Origin of the sequence: Streptomyces sp. NBC_00212 (genome assembly GCF_045206365.1) — a bacterium.
In the GTDB taxonomy this organism is placed as follows: Bacteria; Actinomycetota; Actinomycetes; order Streptomycetales; family Streptomycetaceae; genus Streptomyces.
The window spans coordinates 5,569,446-5,583,468 of the sequence record NZ_CP108115.1 but is presented as its reverse complement, the minus strand read 5'-3'; the positions used below and the strand labels follow the sequence as shown (position 1 = coordinate 5,583,468).

12 protein-coding genes are annotated in these 14,023 nt (G+C 72.1%); 9 read left to right on the top strand and 3 right to left on the bottom strand.

Going from position 1 to position 14,023, the window contains the following annotated elements; genetic code table 11:
• Positions 1-31: 31 nt before the first annotated feature.
• Entirely contained in the window at positions 32-1,510 is a 1,479-nt protein-coding gene (locus OHA17_RS25620) for a sodium:solute symporter (RefSeq protein ID WP_406508539.1), read from the bottom strand.
• A gap of 184 nt (positions 1,511-1,694) precedes the next feature.
• On the opposite strand from OHA17_RS25620, the gene OHA17_RS25615 reads away from it, so the two are divergent.
• The 3 genes from OHA17_RS25615 (at position 1,695) to tesB (ending at position 5,584) form a co-directional block, all read left to right on the top strand.
• The gene (locus OHA17_RS25615) at positions 1,695-3,449 is read left to right on the top strand and encodes a PucR family transcriptional regulator ligand-binding domain-containing protein (protein ID WP_406508538.1); all 1,755 of its coding nucleotides are present in this window, start codon (positions 1,695-1,697) and stop codon (positions 3,447-3,449) included.
• A gap of 69 nt (positions 3,450-3,518) precedes the next feature.
• Positions 3,519-4,676 (top strand): acyl-CoA dehydrogenase family protein, encoded by a 1,158-nt coding sequence (locus OHA17_RS25610; protein WP_406508537.1) that lies wholly within the window; start codon positions 3,519-3,521, stop codon positions 4,674-4,676.
• Positions 4,677-4,711: 35 nt separating this feature from the next.
• Complete coding sequence (gene tesB, locus OHA17_RS25605) at positions 4,712-5,584, top strand: acyl-CoA thioesterase II (RefSeq protein ID WP_406508536.1); 873 nt, start codon at positions 4,712-4,714, stop codon at positions 5,582-5,584.
• Positions 5,585-5,636: 52 nt separating this feature from the next.
• On the opposite strand, the gene OHA17_RS25600 is transcribed toward tesB, so the two are convergent.
• Positions 5,637-6,407: a phosphatase gene (locus OHA17_RS25600; RefSeq protein ID WP_406508535.1), complete on the bottom strand. Its 771-nt coding sequence runs from the start codon at positions 6,405-6,407 to the stop codon at positions 5,637-5,639.
• An 83-nt stretch (positions 6,408-6,490) separates the two neighbouring features.
• Positions 6,491-7,087: a TetR/AcrR family transcriptional regulator gene (locus OHA17_RS25595; RefSeq protein ID WP_406508534.1), complete on the bottom strand. Its 597-nt coding sequence runs from the start codon at positions 7,085-7,087 to the stop codon at positions 6,491-6,493.
• Between the two features lie 110 nt (positions 7,088-7,197).
• Here OHA17_RS25595 and OHA17_RS25590 point away from each other — a divergent pair, with 110 nt between their 5' ends.
• From OHA17_RS25590 to OHA17_RS25565, 6 genes are all read left to right on the top strand, one after another.
• Positions 7,198-8,805 carry a carboxyl transferase domain-containing protein gene (locus tag OHA17_RS25590; RefSeq protein WP_406508533.1) on the top strand — a complete coding sequence of 536 codons (1,608 nt, stop codon included), beginning with the start codon at positions 7,198-7,200 and terminating at the stop codon, positions 8,803-8,805.
• A gap of 62 nt (positions 8,806-8,867) precedes the next feature.
• Complete coding sequence (locus OHA17_RS25585) at positions 8,868-10,856, top strand: biotin carboxylase N-terminal domain-containing protein (protein WP_406508532.1); 1,989 nt, start codon at positions 8,868-8,870, stop codon at positions 10,854-10,856.
• Complete coding sequence (locus tag OHA17_RS25580; RefSeq protein ID WP_406508531.1) at positions 10,853-11,788, top strand: hydroxymethylglutaryl-CoA lyase; 936 nt, start codon at positions 10,853-10,855, stop codon at positions 11,786-11,788. The genes OHA17_RS25585 and OHA17_RS25580 overlap by 4 nt, the downstream gene beginning before the upstream one ends.
• Positions 11,789-11,790: 2 nt before the next feature.
• Positions 11,791-12,951, top strand: coding sequence for an acyl-CoA dehydrogenase family protein (locus OHA17_RS25575; protein WP_053724537.1), 1,161 nt, complete (start codon positions 11,791-11,793; stop codon positions 12,949-12,951).
• 114 nt (positions 12,952-13,065) lie between these two features.
• On the top strand, positions 13,066-13,263 hold the full coding sequence (locus OHA17_RS25570; RefSeq protein ID WP_398872107.1) for a hypothetical protein: 198 nt from the start codon (positions 13,066-13,068) through the stop codon (positions 13,261-13,263).
• A 58-nt stretch (positions 13,264-13,321) separates the two neighbouring features.
• Positions 13,322-13,966 (top strand): GNAT family N-acetyltransferase, encoded by a 645-nt coding sequence (locus OHA17_RS25565; protein ID WP_406508530.1) that lies wholly within the window; start codon positions 13,322-13,324, stop codon positions 13,964-13,966.
• Positions 13,967-14,023: the final 57 nt, after the last annotated feature.

Below are 14,023 nucleotides of genomic sequence, written 5' to 3'. Positions count from 1 at the left end.
TTCAGCGTTTATGCGCTTTATCAGTGTGACTCTAGCTGTGCGCCGGCGCCGCTTCGGCGGCCACCGGCTCGGTGGGTTCCGCCCCGGCACCGGCGAGCCGCTCGCGCCAGACGGCGAGCACCGCGGCGTCGGTCGGCTTCGTCGCGTACGACACGAGGACGTACGAGAGGAGCGAGGCGAGCAGTCCGTAGTAGACGGGCTCGTTGGCGAGGATGCCGTACCGCACCATGAGGCCGACGACCGCGAGGCCGCCGACGACGACGGAGGCGAGCGCGCCCGAGGCGGTGCCGCGCTTCCAGAGCAGCCCGCCGAGGATCGGCACGAGCAGCCCGCCCACGAGCAGGTCGTAGGCGACGGTGAGCCCCTCGACGACGCTGCTGAGCCGGGTCGCGATGACGATCACGGCGAGCCCCATGACGAGGATGAAGACGCGGTTGCCCTTCACTTCGTCCTGCTCTTCGCCTCCCCCGGTCTCCCCCTTGATCCTCTTGATCCTCGCCCAGATGTCGTTGTTGGCGACGGTGGCCGAGGCGATGAGGGCGCCGGAGGAGGTGGACATGACGGCGGCGAGGGCGGCGGCGAGCACCAACCCCCTTACGCCGATGGGGAGTTCGTCCTTGACGATGGTGGCGAAGGCGTCGTCGGCGCTGGCGAGTTCGGGGTAGAGGACCTTGGCGGCGGTGCCGATGACGGCCCCCGCGAGGGCGTACACCAGGCAGTACGTCCCGGCGACGGTGCCGCCGAGCCGGGCGACCTTGTCGCTGCGCGCGGTGAACACGCGCTGCCAGATGTCCTGCCCGATGAGCATGCCGAAGGTGTAGATCAGCACGTACGTGAAGATCGTCTCGCCGCCGATGCCGAGCGGGTCGAAGTAGGAGGTGGGGAGCGAGGCCGTCATCTCACTGAAGCCGCCGGCTTTGACGACGGCGATGGGCAGAAGGAGAAGCAGCACCCCGATGGTCTTGACGACGAACTGGACCATGTCAGTGAGGGTGATGGACCACATGCCGCCGAGGGTCGAGTACGCGACGACGATGGCACCGCCGAGGACGATCGCCACGGTGCGGTCGAGGTCGAAGAGGACGTCGAAGATGGTGGCGTACGCGATGGTCGAGGTGACCGCGAGCATCAGCGTGTAGGCCCACATCACGACGCCGGATATGAGGCCGGCGCGGCCGCCGTACCGCAGGTCCAGCATCTCGGAGACGGTGTAGACGCGGAGCCGGGCGATGCGGGCGGAGAAGAAGACGGAGAGCGCGAGCAGGCCGAGGCCGATGGTGAGGACCATCCAGGCGCCGGACAGGCCGTACTTGTAGCCGAGGCCCACGCCGCCGATGGTGGAGGCGCCGCCGAGGACGATGGCAGCCATGGTGCCGGAGTACATCGCGGGCCCCAACCGCCGCCCCGCGACCAGGAATTCGGACTTCGACCGGGCGCGCCGCATGCCCCACCAGCCCATCGCCAGCATCCCGGCCAGATAGACGACGATCACTGTGTAGTCGACGGCCATGCGGGGCCCTCCTTCGCGCTCACTCGGTGGCGTGTCGTGCAGATGGAGTGGTCGGCGGCTGTTCGCGGGGACATCCGCCCGTACCCGCGGCCGCCGGTTCGACTTGACCTTAGGTGGCCGGAAAGCAACGCTGAAGTGTACGTTTCCTCCACTCCTGACGCTGCCGATGGATGGATCGTCCACCATGCCGGAACCGACCGCTCCGCCCACTCCGCCCATCGCACTGGCCGCGCTGCTGGCCCGCGCGGACCTGGGCCTCCGCCAGATCGCGGGGCCCGCCGATGCCTCCATCCGCTGGGTGCACACCTCGGAGATGGCCGACCCGTACCCGTATCTGCTCGGCGGGGAGCTCCTCATGACCGCGGGGGTGCAGCTCCCCGACCCCGAGCTGTACGTGTCCCGGGTGGTCGCGGCGGGGGCGGCGGCGCTGGGCTTCGGTCTGGCCCCGGTGTACGACGCGGTGCCGCCGGCGCTGGTGGAGGCCTGCTCCCGCCACGGCCTCCCCTTGCTGGAGGTGCCGCCGCGCACGACGTTCTCCGGGGTGGCGCGGGCGGTGTGGCTCCTGATGGCCCGGGCCGGCGAGGACGAGCTGCGGCGGGTGGGCGAGGCGCAGCGGGCGCTGGCGGCGGGGGCGTCCCGTTCCGACCCGGTTCCGGCGGTCCTCCGCCAGCTCGCGGCGCGGCTGGGCGGCTGGGCGGGGGTACTCACGGCCGAGGGCGCGGTGCTGGCGGAGAGCGGGGCGGAGCCGTCGGCGGAAGTGCAGTTGGCGGTACGGGGGTTGGTGCGGGTGGTGGCGCCTCCGGCGGACTTTCCCCACCCCGCCCCTTCCCGAAAGCCTCCGGCGGATGGTGATCCGGCTGTCGGCCGGTGGGCACGGGGCTCCGCCCCGGACCCCGCTGCTCAATCGCCGCAGGGGCTGAACGCCCGGCCACCTTCAGCCCCTCCGGCGTTTGAGGAGCGGGGGCCCGGGGGCAGCGCCCCCAGCGCTCCCACCGGGCCGCAGCCGACAGACAGCCCGCCGGAATTCCAGCCTCTCCGGCGTTTGAGGAGCGGGGGCCCGGGGGCAGCGCCCCCGGTAACGGACATCAGCCCACTCTCACCCCCGGAGGGTCTCGGGAAGGGGCGGGGTGGGGAACTTTCGCCGAAGGCGCATGCCCTCACCGCCACCGACACCCTCGGCGGCACCCACCTCGCCGCCTACGCCCTCGCAGGGCCCCGCGTGCTCGCCCTCGCCACCCCCCACCGCGCCCCCGGCGACCACACCATCGCCGGCGTCGCAGCCGTACTCCTCACCCTGCTCACCGCCGAGCGGCAGGGCGCGGACGAAGCCGCCCGTTCGGCCGCACTGGTGCGACTCCTCCTCGGCGGCACCCCCGAGGAGGCCGAACCGCTGCTCGGCGAAGGGCCGTGGGTCGTCGTGCACGCCCGGGGTCAAGGGGCCCCGCCCGAGCTCGGGACTCCCCTGGTCGACGCGGGCGAGCAGCACGTACGAGCCCTCGTACCCGCCGGCCGCGAGGTCACGACGCACCCCGGCTGGACCCTCGGCGTCAGCGCACCGGCCGGGCTCGACGGGCTGGCCGTCGCCGACACCCAGGCCGCCCGGGCCCTGGAGCGCGCGGAAGCGACCCGCACCCCCCTGACCCGGCACCGCCCCGCCGGATTCGGGGCTCTGATGAACCCGGAGGAGGCCGCCGCGTACGCACACCACATGCTCGCCCCGCTCAGCGACCCCTTGCGCACCACCCTGCGCACCTGGCTCTCGTTGCACGGCAGTTGGGACCGCAGCGCCGTCGCGCTGGCGGTGCACCGCAACACCGTGCGCCAGCGGATCGGCCGCGCGGCGGCGCTGCTCGGCGTCGACCTCGACGACATGGACGTGCGCACCGAGCTCTGGCTGGCGCTCAGAAGTGCTGAGTCTCACTCTGGACAGTGCCGGTGACTGCCGGGTAACTTCGTATTTCAACCTGAGCAAGCGCTTAGCCAAATTTGCGAGCCGAGGAGGGCGTCCGTGCGCCGTACGGTATTCAACGAAGACCACGAGGCGTTCCGGGAGACCCTGCGCGCCTTCATCGAGGCCGAGGTCGTCCCGGTCTACGACGAGTGGTTCGCGCAGGGCATCGTGCCGCGCGAGTTCTACTACAAGCTCGCCGAGCTCGGCATCTTCGGCATCCGCGTGGACGAGGAGTTCGGCGGCGCCGGCATCGACTCGTACAAGTTCGAGGCCGTCATGTACGAGGAGACGGCCCGCGCGGGCGTCCAGTTCGGCGGCTCCGGCGTGCACGTGCTGCTCGGCCTGCCGTACATCAAGATGCTCGCCGACGACGAGCAGAAGAAGCGCTTCCTGCCGAAGTTCACCTCCGGCGAGGAGATGTGGGCGCTGGCGATGACCGAGCCGGGCACCGGCTCCGACCTCGCGGGCATGAAGACCACCGCCAAGCTGTCCGAGGACGGCTCGCACTACGTCCTCAACGGCTCCAAGACCTTCATCACGGGCGGCGTGCACGCCGACCGCGTGATCGTCTGCGCCCGCACGGACGCCCCCTCCGCCGAGGACCGCCGCCACGGCATCTCGCTCTTCGCGGTGGACACCAAGTCCGAGGGCTACTCGATCGGCCGCAAGCTCGACAAGCTCGGCCTGAAAACCTCCGACACCGCCGAGCTCGCGTTCGTCGACGTGAAGGTGCCCGTCGAGGACCTGCTCGGCGAGGAGAACAAGGGCTTCTACTACCTCGGCCACAACCTCGCCTCCGAGCGCTGGGGCATCGCGTTCGGCGCGTACGCCCAGGCCAAGGCGGCCGTCCGGTTCGCCAAGGAGTACGTGCAGGACCGCACCGTCTTCGGCAAGCCGGTCGCCTCGTTCCAGAACACCAAGTTCGAGCTGGCCGCCTGCCAGGCCGAGGTGGACGCCGCCGAGGCGGTCGCCGACCGCGCGCTCGAAGCCCTGGACGCGGGCGAGCTGACCCCGGCCGAGGCCGCGTCCGCGAAGCTGTTCTGCACCGAGGTCGCGCACCGCGTCATCGACCGCTGCCTCCAGCTGCACGGCGGCTACGGCTTCATGAACGAGTACCCGATCGCCCGTCTGTACGCCGACAACCGGGTGAACCGGATCTACGGCGGCACCAGCGAGATCATGAAGTCGATCATCGCGAAGGACATGGGGCTGTAGGGGCCGGCCACCGACCGACCTGTACAACTACCTTCATGCATCAGGCACTTCAGAGCCTCCTCGATCTGCTCGACCTTGAGCGGATCGAGGAGGACATCTTCCGCGGCCGGTCCCGCTCGGCGGTCGTGCCGCGCGTCTTCGGCGGCCAGGTCGCGGCCCAGGCGCTGGTCGCCGCGGGCCGCACCGTCCCCGCGGACCGGATGGCCCACTCCCTCCACGCGTACTTCCTGCGCATGGGGGACCCCGGCGCGCCGATCGTCTACACCGTCGACCGGATCCGGGACGGCGCCTCCTTCACCACCCGCCGCGTCGTCGCCATCCAGCACGGCCAGCCGATCTTCCACCTCTCCGCGTCGTTCCAGACGTACGAGGAGGGCATGGAGCACCAGGCCGACATGCCGCCGGCGCCGGAACCGGAGTCGCTGCCGACGGCCGCCGAGATGCTGCCGCGCTACGCGGACGCCTTCCTCGACGAGGGCGTGGTGGACCGCATGCTGGAGGCCCGCGCGGCCGTCGACCTGCGGTACGTGGACGTGCCGCCGTGGGGCACCGTCGGCACCCCGCGCGAGCCGCGCTCGCAGGTGTGGTTCCGCACCAACGGCAAGCTGGCCGACGACCCGCTCCTGCACGTGTGCCTGGCGACGTACGTCTCCGACATGACGCTGCTCGACTCGGTGCTGCTCGCCCACGGGCGCGGCGGCTGGGCGGTCGGCGACGTGGTGGGCGCCTCGCTTGACCACGCGATGTGGTTCCACCGCCCCTTCCGCGCCGACGAATGGCTCCTGTACGACCAGGAGTCCCCGTCGGCGTCCGGCGGGCGGGGCCTGGGCCAGGCCCGGATCTACACGCAGGACGGCCGCCTCGCGATCACGGTCATCCAGGAGGGCGTGGTCCGCGTCCCGCGCTGACGCGGCGCACGACCCCGCTCGGAGCCGGGGCCCGGGCCGCAGCCCCGGCGCGTCAGGCCTCCAGGCCCGCCGCGTCCAGCAGATACGCCGTCATCGGCTCGTAGAAGCGCGGGTCCAGGACGTGGTCGTCCAGGGGGACCGTCACCTGGAGCGTCCCCTCCGCCTCCGCCAGGAACAGCGCGGGGTCGTTGGAGTCCGCGTACCCCATCGAGTCCACCCCCCGCTGCCCCGCGCACCCCGCCCACCCGTGGTCCGCGACCACGAGGTCCGGCGGGGTTTCCAGCGCGTCCAGGATCGCCCGCATGGGCTCCGGCGAGTGGGTGTGCCACAAGGACGCACCCCGCTCGAAGACGGCCACGTCCGCGAACTGGACGACGTACCCCTCGTCGGCGGTGAGCCCGCCGCGGATCCGTACGATCTCGCAGCCCGCCGCCCGCAGCCCGGCGGCGGTACGGCTGTGCACGTCGATGAGCGCGCCCGGGTGCCCGGTCGCGAACAGCACCCGCTCCCGCCCGGCCGCGGCCTTGCGCAGCCGCGCCGCCATGCGGTCCAGGGCGTCCACCGTCAGCTCGGGGTCGATGGTGTCCTGGCCGGTGCGGTGCCCCGGGTCGTCGACGACCCCACAGCGCTCGGCCATGACGGCAAGCACGTCCTGCTCGTCGCTCCAGCGGTCCCCCAGCTCCAGGCCCAGCCAGTAGTGGCGGTCGCCATTGGCGAGCTTGCGGTAGTGGGAGAGGTTGTTGTCGCGGGGGGTCGCGACGTCACCGGCGATACGGGTGCGGACTAGGTGGTCGACGAGGGCGGCACGGCTGGGTATCGGCATGCGGCCATTCTGCCCCGCCCGCGCCGCCCCCGGCCGGGCCGTCCCGCGCACCGGACGGGGCTTTCCGGAGCGGCGGAAGAGGCTCAGAGCGTGTCCAGGGAGGCGAAGGCCCCGTGCGCCAGGCGGCGCAGCAACGCCTCGGTGGCCGCGCGGCCGGGCAGTCCGCTGCCGTAAGTGCCCAGGTGGGGCGTCGAGTTGAGCAGGCCGAACACCGCGTGCACCGCCCCGCGCACCTCCGCCTCCGGCACCGGCGGGTACAGCTCGCGCACGACGCCGACCCACAGCTCGACGTACTGCCGCTGGAGCTGGCGCACCAGCTTGCGGTCGCTGTCGCGGAGCCGGTCGAGCTCGCGGTCGTGCAGGGTGATCAGCGCCCGGTCGTCGAGCGCGAAGTCGATGTGCCCGTCGATGAGCGCGCCGAGCAGGCGCTCGGGGTCGCCCGCGGCCTCGGCGGCCCGCTTGCGCCCGCCGTCGTACAGCCGCCCGCTGATGCCGACGAGCAGCTCGGCCAGCATCGCGTCCTTGCCCGCGAAGTGCCGGTACAGACCGGGGCCGCTGATGCCGACGGCGGCCCCTATCTCGTCGACGCCGACGCCGTGGAAACCGCGCTCGGCGAAGAGGCGGGCGGCCTCGCGCAGGATCTGCTCGCGGCGGGTAGGGGCGTCGGTACGGGTGCTCATGGGAATTCATTCTAGACAATGCGGTTAGCGCTCGTTAACCTGAGGGAAACGAGTTAACGGTCATTAACATCCGTTGACGTCGCCGCGTACGGGCAAGGGGGCTCGACACGATGCAGCAGGCACCGGTCCTGGGGAGTGCGGAAGATCCCGCCTCCGAGGCCTGGCGGGCCAACGAGGCGGCGCACCGCGCGCTCGGCGAGGAGCTGCGGGCGAAGCTCGCCGCGGCCCGGCTCGGCGGGGGTGAGCGGTCCCGCGAGCGGCATGTCGCGCGCGGCAAGCTGCTGCCGAGGGAACGCGTCGACACCCTCCTCGACCCCGGCTCGCCCTTCCTTGAGCTGGCCCCGCTGGCCGCCGAGGGCATGTACGGCGGGCAGGCGCCGGCCGCCGGCGTGATCGCCGGGATCGGCCGGGTCAGCGGCCGCGAGTGCGTGATCGTCGCCAATGACGCCACGGTCAAGGGCGGCACGTACTACCCGATGACGGTGAAGAAGCACCTGCGGGCCCAGGAGGTGGCGCTCGAAAACCGCCTCCCCTGCCTCTACCTGGTCGACTCGGGCGGCGCCTTCCTGCCGATGCAGGACGAGGTCTTCCCCGACCGCGAGCACTTCGGGCGGATCTTCTACAACCAGGCCCGGATGTCGGGTGCCGGGATTCCGCAGATCGCCGCCGTGCTCGGATCCTGCACGGCCGGCGGGGCGTACGTCCCGGCGATGAGCGACGAGGCCGTGATCGTCCGCAATCAGGGCACGATCTTCCTGGGCGGCCCCCCGCTGGTGAAGGCGGCGACCGGCGAGGTCGTCACGGCCGAGGAGCTCGGCGGCGGCGAGGTGCACTCGCGCGTCTCGGGCGTCACCGACCACCTGGCCGAGGACGACGCGCACGCGCTGAGGATCGTCCGCAACATCGTGGCCACGCTTCCCGACCGCGGCCCGCTGCCCTGGTCGGTCGAGCCGGCCGAGGAGCCGAAGGCCGACCCGTTCGGTCTGTACGGCGCGGTGCCGGTCGACTCGCGCACGCCCTACGACGTACGGGAAGTGATCGCCCGGGTCGTCGACGGTTCGCGCTTCCAGGAGTTCAAGTCGGAGTTCGGGCAGACGTTGGTCACCGGATTCGCCCGGATCCACGGCCACCCGGTCGGGATCGTCGCCAACAACGGCATCCTGTTCTCCGAATCCGCCCAGAAGGGCGCCCACTTCATCGAGCTGTGCGACCAGCGCGGCATCCCGCTGGTGTTCCTGCAGAACATCTCGGGCTTCATGGTCGGCCGTGACTACGAGGCGGGCGGCATCGCCAAGCACGGCGCGAAGATGGTGACGGCGGTCGCCTGCACGCGCGTGCCGAAGCTGACCGTCGTCGTCGGCGGCTCCTACGGCGCGGGCAACTACTCGATGTGCGGCCGGGCCTACAGCCCGCGCTTCCTGTGGATGTGGCCCAACGCCAAGATCTCGGTGATGGGCGGCGAGCAGGCCGCCTCGGTTCTCGCGACCGTCAAGCGCGACCAGTTGGGCGACGACTGGAGCGCCGAGGACGAGGAGGCCTTCAAGGCTCCCATCCGCGAGCAGTACGAGACGCAGGGCAACGCCTATTACGCGACCGCCCGGCTCTGGGACGACGGGGTGATCGACCCGGTCGACACCCGCCAGGTCCTGGGCCTGGCCCTGACCGCCTGCGCCAACGCCCCGCTCGCCGACCCCGCCTTCGGCGTCTTCCGGATGTGACGGACGTGACGGATATGACGACGTCCATGTCGACTTCTACGGTGAGGGCTCCCATGGCTCCCATGTTCACGACCGTGCTCGTCGCCAACCGGGGCGAGATCGCGGTCCGCGTCATCCGCACGCTGCGCGGGCTCGGCATCCGCTCGGTCGCCGTCTTCTCCGACGCGGACGCCGACGCGCGCCACGTCCGGGAGGCGGACACGGCGGTACGCATCGGCCCCGCGGCGGCGTCCGAGAGCTATCTGCGCCCCGAGCGGATCGTCGAGGCGGCGCTGCGCACCGGCGCCCAGGCCGTCCACCCGGGCTACGGCTTCCTCGCGGAGAACGCGGCGTTCGCCCAGGCCTGCGCCGACGCCGGCCTGGTCTTCATCGGGCCGCCCGCCGAGGCGATCTCCCTGATGGGCGACAAGATCCGCGCCAAGGAGACCGTGCAGGCGGCCGGGGTTCCGGTCGTGCCGGGCTCCTCGGGAAGCGGCCTGACGGACAGTCAACTGGCCGACGCGGCGCGGGAGATCGGCATGCCCGTGCTGCTCAAGCCGAGCGCGGGCGGCGGCGGCAAGGGCATGCGCCTGGTCCGCGACGAGGCGCTGCTCGGCGACGAGATCGCGGCCGCCCGCCGCGAGGCCCGCGCCTCCTTCGGCGACGACACCCTGCTCGTGGAGCGGTGGATCGACCGGCCGCGCCACATCGAGATCCAGGTCCTGGCCGACGGCCACGGCAACGTGATCCACCTCGGCGAGCGCGAGTGCTCGCTCCAGCGCCGCCACCAGAAGATCATCGAGGAGGCGCCCAGCGTCCTGCTCGACGAGGCGACCCGTGCCGCGATGGGCGAGGCGGCCGTCCAGGCGGCCCGCTCGTGCGGCTACGCGGGAGCGGGCACCGTCGAGTTCATCGTCCCGGGCAAAGACCCGTCCTCGTACTACTTCATGGAGATGAACACCCGCCTCCAGGTCGAGCACCCGGTGACCGAACTCGTCGCATCCATCGGTCCGGCTGCCGCCGGGGGCGGCATCGACCTGGTGGAGTGGCAGCTCAGGGTGGCCGCGGGCGAGCGACTCCCGTACGAGCAGAAGGACATCACCCTCACCGGCCACGCCATCGAGGCCCGCATCTGCGCCGAGGACCCTTCCCGCGGCTTCCTGCCCTCCGGCGGTACGGTCCTGAGCCTGCGCGAGCCGCAGGGCGACGGAGTCCGTACGGACTCGGGCCTGAGCGAGGGCACCGAGGTCGGCAGCCTGTACGACCCGATGCTGTCCAAGGTCATCGCGTACGGGCCCGACCGGGCGACCGCGCTGCGCAAGCTGCGCGCGGCACTCGCCGACACGGTGACGCTCGGCGTGCCCACCAACGCGGGGTTCCTGCGCCGCCTGCTGGCCCATCCGGCCGTGGTGGCGGGCGAGTTGGACACCGGCCTGGTGGAGCGCGAGGCGGATTCGCTGGTCCCGGACGGCGTACCGGACGAGGTGTACGCGGCTGCCGCGGCGGTACGGCTCGACGCGCTGCGGCCCGCCCCGGTCGACGGCTGGACCGACCCGTTCTCGGTGCCGAGCGGGTGGCGGATGGGCGGCGAACCCGCGCCGCTCGCCCACTGGCTGAAGGTGCCCGGCAACGAGCCGGTGCGGGCCTCGGGGTCCGGCCGGGTCGAGCGGGACCGGGTCACCGTCGAGCTGGACGGCGTCACCCACACCTTCCACCGGGCCGGAAGCTGGCTCGGCCGGGACGGCGACAGCTGGCACGTCACCGACCACGACCCCGTCGAGGCGGCCTTGAGCGGCAAGGTGCACGGCGGCGCCGACACCCTGGCCGCGCCCATGCCGGGCACGGTCACCGTCGTGAAGGTGGCGGTCGGCGACGAAGTCGACGCCGGGCAGAGCCTGTTGGTGGTCGAGGCCATGAAGATGGAGCACGTCATCTCCGCCCCGCACGCGGGCACGGTCACCGAGCTCGACGTCACCCCCGGCTCGACCGTGGCCATGGACCAGGTCCTGGCCGTCGTCACACCGGCCGCGCAGGAGACGGTCCAGGAGACCCCCGAGGAGAAGACCTCATGACCCTCCCCATGGTCGTTCCGGCGCAGGACCTCCCGGCCCACGTCCGCATCCACGAGGTCGGGGCGCGCGACGGGCTGCAGAACGAGAAGTCGGTCGTGCCGACCGAGGTCAAGGCGGAGTTCGTGCACCGCTTGGCCGCGGCGGGCCTGACCACCATCGAGGCGACGAGCTTCGTGCACCCCAAGTGGGTGCCCCAACTCGCCGACGCGGAGCAGCTGTTCCCGATGCTCGGCGATCTGCCGGGCGTCGCTCTCCCCGTCCTCGTGCCGAACGAGCGGGGTCTGGACCGGGCGCTCGCGCTCGGCGCCCACCGGATCGCGGTGTTCGCCAGCGCCACCGAGTCCTTCGCCAAGGCCAATCTGAACCGCACGGTCGACGAGTCGCTCGCCATGTTCGAGCCGGTCGTCGCCCGCGCCAAGGCCGACCGCGCCCATGTGCGGGGCTATCTGTCGATGTGCTTCGGCGACCCGTGGGAAGGCGCGGTGCCGGTCCACCAGGTCGTCCGGGTCGCCAAAGCCCTGATGGACATGGGCTGCGACGAGCTGAGCCTGGGCGACACCATCGGCGTGGCCACGCCCGCCCACGTGCAGACGCTGCTCGCCGAGCTCAACGAGGAGGGCGTGCGCACCAGCGCCATCGGGGTGCACTTCCACGACACCTACGGCCAGGCCCTGTCCAACACGCTCGCCGCCCTCCAGCACGGCGTGAGCACCGTGGACGCCTCGGCCGGCGGCCTCGGCGGCTGCCCCTACGCCAAGTCCGCGACCGGAAACCTCGCCACCGAAGACCTCGTGTGGATGCTCCAGGGCCTCGGTATCGACACCGGGGTCGACCTCGGCCGGCTCACCGCCACCAGCGTGTGGATGGCCGACCAGCTGGGCCGCCCCAGCCCCTCCCGCACCGTACGTGCCCTCTCCCACCAGGAGTCGTAGCCATGCCCCTCGACCACCGCCTCACCCCCGAGCACGAGGAACTCCGCCGTACCGTCGAGGAGTTCGCCCACGACGTCGTCGCCCCGAAGATCGGCGACTTCTACGAGCGCCACGAGTTCCCGTACGAGATCATCCGCGAGATGGGCCGCATGGGCCTGTTCGGGCTGCCGTTCCCCGAGGAGTACGGGGGCATGGGCGGCGACTACCTCGCGCTCGGCATCGCCCTGGAGGAGCTGGCCCGCGTCGACTCGTCGGTGGCCATCACCCTGGAGGCGGGCGTCTCGCTGGGCGCGATGCCGGTCTTCCGGTTCGGTACGGAGGAGCAGAAGCGTCAGTGGCTGCCGAAGCTCTGCTCCGGGGAGATGCTGGGCGCGTTCGGCCTGACCGAGCCGGACTGCGGCTCGGACGCGGGCGGCACCCGGACCACGGCGGTGCGCGACGGCGACGAGTGGGTCATCAACGGCTCGAAGTGCTTCATCACCAACTCCGGTACGGACATCACGGGCCTGGTCACCGTCACCGCGGTCACCGGCCGCAAGGAGGACGGCCGCCCGCTGATCTCCTCGATCATCGTGCCGTCCGGCACCCCGGGCTTCACGGTCGCGGCCCCGTACTCGAAGGTCGGCTGGAACGCCTCGGACACCCGCGAGCTGGCCTTCTCGGACGTGCGCGTCCCGGTGGCGAACCTGCTCGGCGAAGAGGGCCGCGGGTACGCCCAGTTCCTGCGCATCCTGGACGAGGGCCGCATCGCGATCTCGGCACTCGCGACGGGTCTGGCGCAGGGCTGTGTGGACGAGTCGGTGAAGTACGCGAAGGAGCGGCACGCCTTCGGCCGGCCGATCGGCGACAACCAGGCCATCCAGTTCAAGATCGCCGACATGGAGCTGCGGGCCCACATGGCCCGGGTCGGCTGGCGCGACGCCGCGTCCCGCCTGGTGCACGGCGAGCCGTTCAAGAAGGAGGCGGCGCTCGCGAAGCTGTACTCCTCGACGGTGGCGGTCGACAACGCCCGCGAGGGCACGCAGATCTTCGGCGGCTACGGCTTCATGAACGAGTACCCGGTGGCCCGCATGTGGCGCGACTCCAAGATCCTGGAGATCGGCGAGGGCACGAGCGAGGTGCAGCGGATGCTGATCGCGCGTGAACTGGGGCTGTCTTCCTGACCTTTGTGCCCCGGGTCCCCGCAGGACCCGGCCCCTGCGCCCCGGGTCCCCCGAAGGAGTGGTGACGCTCGCGTCGTCCCCGCCCTCGGGTGCCCGGGGCCGCACCCTGTCAGGGTGAACCCGCCGAACTGCCCCAGCTGCGCGAGCCGTCCACCGCTGTGGAAGGACACCTCGGCCACGGCGCCGGGCGCCGCCGACCGCTGGCACTGGCACTGCGCGGCCTGCCTGCGGACGTACGAGCCGAGCCCCTCGCACAAGGTGCGGTTCACGTACGCGCCGCTGGCCCGGCAGGCGTCGCTGCTGGGGCGGTAGCGCCGTCGCCTCGGCCAATTCGATCGACAGGGCGGGGGCCGCCCGGCAGAGTCGGCCCATGGAACCCCACGCCTGGTGGCCGCTGCACGGCCTCCGTATACGCACCCCGCGCCTCGAACTGCGCCTGCCCGACACGGAGTTGCTGTCCGAGCTCGCCCAGGTGGCGGCGGACGGCGTCCACGCGCCGGACCGCATGCCGTTCACCTTCCCCTGGACCGACGGCTCCCCCGCCGACCGCGGCCGCGCCGTCTACCAGCACGTGCTCGCCACCATCGCGAACTGGTCCCCCGGCGACTGGACGCTGAGCCTCGCCGTACTGCACGAGGGCAAGGTGGTCGGCCGCCAGGACCTGATGGCGAGCTCCTACGCCGTGACCCGCGAGGCGGAGACGGGCTCCTGGCTGGGTCTGGCCCATCAGGGCCGGGGCATCGGCACCGAAATGCGGGCGGCCGCGCTGCACTTGGCGTTCGCCGGGCTCGGCGCCCGCGCCGCGGTCTCGGCCGCGATGACCGACAACCCGCGCTCCCTCGGCGTCTCGCGGCGCCTCGGCTACCGGGACAACGGCCTCACGACCGCCGTCGTACGGGACCGCCCGGTCACCCTGCGACGGCTGCGCCTGGAGCGCGCGGAGTGGGAGCACCGTCGCACGGTGGACGTACGGGTCGTGGGGCTCGACGCGTGCCGGGCCGAGTTCGGCGTGTAGCGGGCCCCCGGAGGGCTGTGCGGAGGGCCGCTCGGGACCGGCCGTCGGAACCAGCCA

What these genes read in the sequence shown, in the direction of transcription:
- OHA17_RS25620 (WP_406508539.1), bottom strand. Translation starts at nt 1,510, where the DNA reads ATGGCCGTCGACTACACAGTGATCGTCGTCTATCTGGCCGGGATGCTG.
- OHA17_RS25615 (WP_406508538.1), top strand. Translation starts at nt 1,695, where the DNA reads ATGCCGGAACCGACCGCTCCGCCCACTCCGCCCATCGCACTGGCCGCG.
- tesB (WP_406508536.1), top strand. Translation starts at nt 4,712, where the DNA reads ATGCATCAGGCACTTCAGAGCCTCCTCGATCTGCTCGACCTTGAGCGG.
- OHA17_RS25600 (WP_406508535.1), bottom strand. Translation starts at nt 6,407, where the DNA reads ATGCCGATACCCAGCCGTGCCGCCCTCGTCGACCACCTAGTCCGCACC.
- OHA17_RS25595 (WP_406508534.1), bottom strand. Translation starts at nt 7,087, where the DNA reads ATGAGCACCCGTACCGACGCCCCTACCCGCCGCGAGCAGATCCTGCGC.
- OHA17_RS25590 (WP_406508533.1), top strand. Translation starts at nt 7,198, where the DNA reads ATGCAGCAGGCACCGGTCCTGGGGAGTGCGGAAGATCCCGCCTCCGAG.
- OHA17_RS25585 (WP_406508532.1), top strand. Translation starts at nt 8,868, where the DNA reads ATGTTCACGACCGTGCTCGTCGCCAACCGGGGCGAGATCGCGGTCCGC.
- OHA17_RS25580 (WP_406508531.1), top strand. Translation starts at nt 10,853, where the DNA reads ATGACCCTCCCCATGGTCGTTCCGGCGCAGGACCTCCCGGCCCACGTC.
- OHA17_RS25575 (WP_053724537.1), top strand. Translation starts at nt 11,791, where the DNA reads ATGCCCCTCGACCACCGCCTCACCCCCGAGCACGAGGAACTCCGCCGT.
- OHA17_RS25565 (WP_406508530.1), top strand. Translation starts at nt 13,322, where the DNA reads ATGGAACCCCACGCCTGGTGGCCGCTGCACGGCCTCCGTATACGCACC.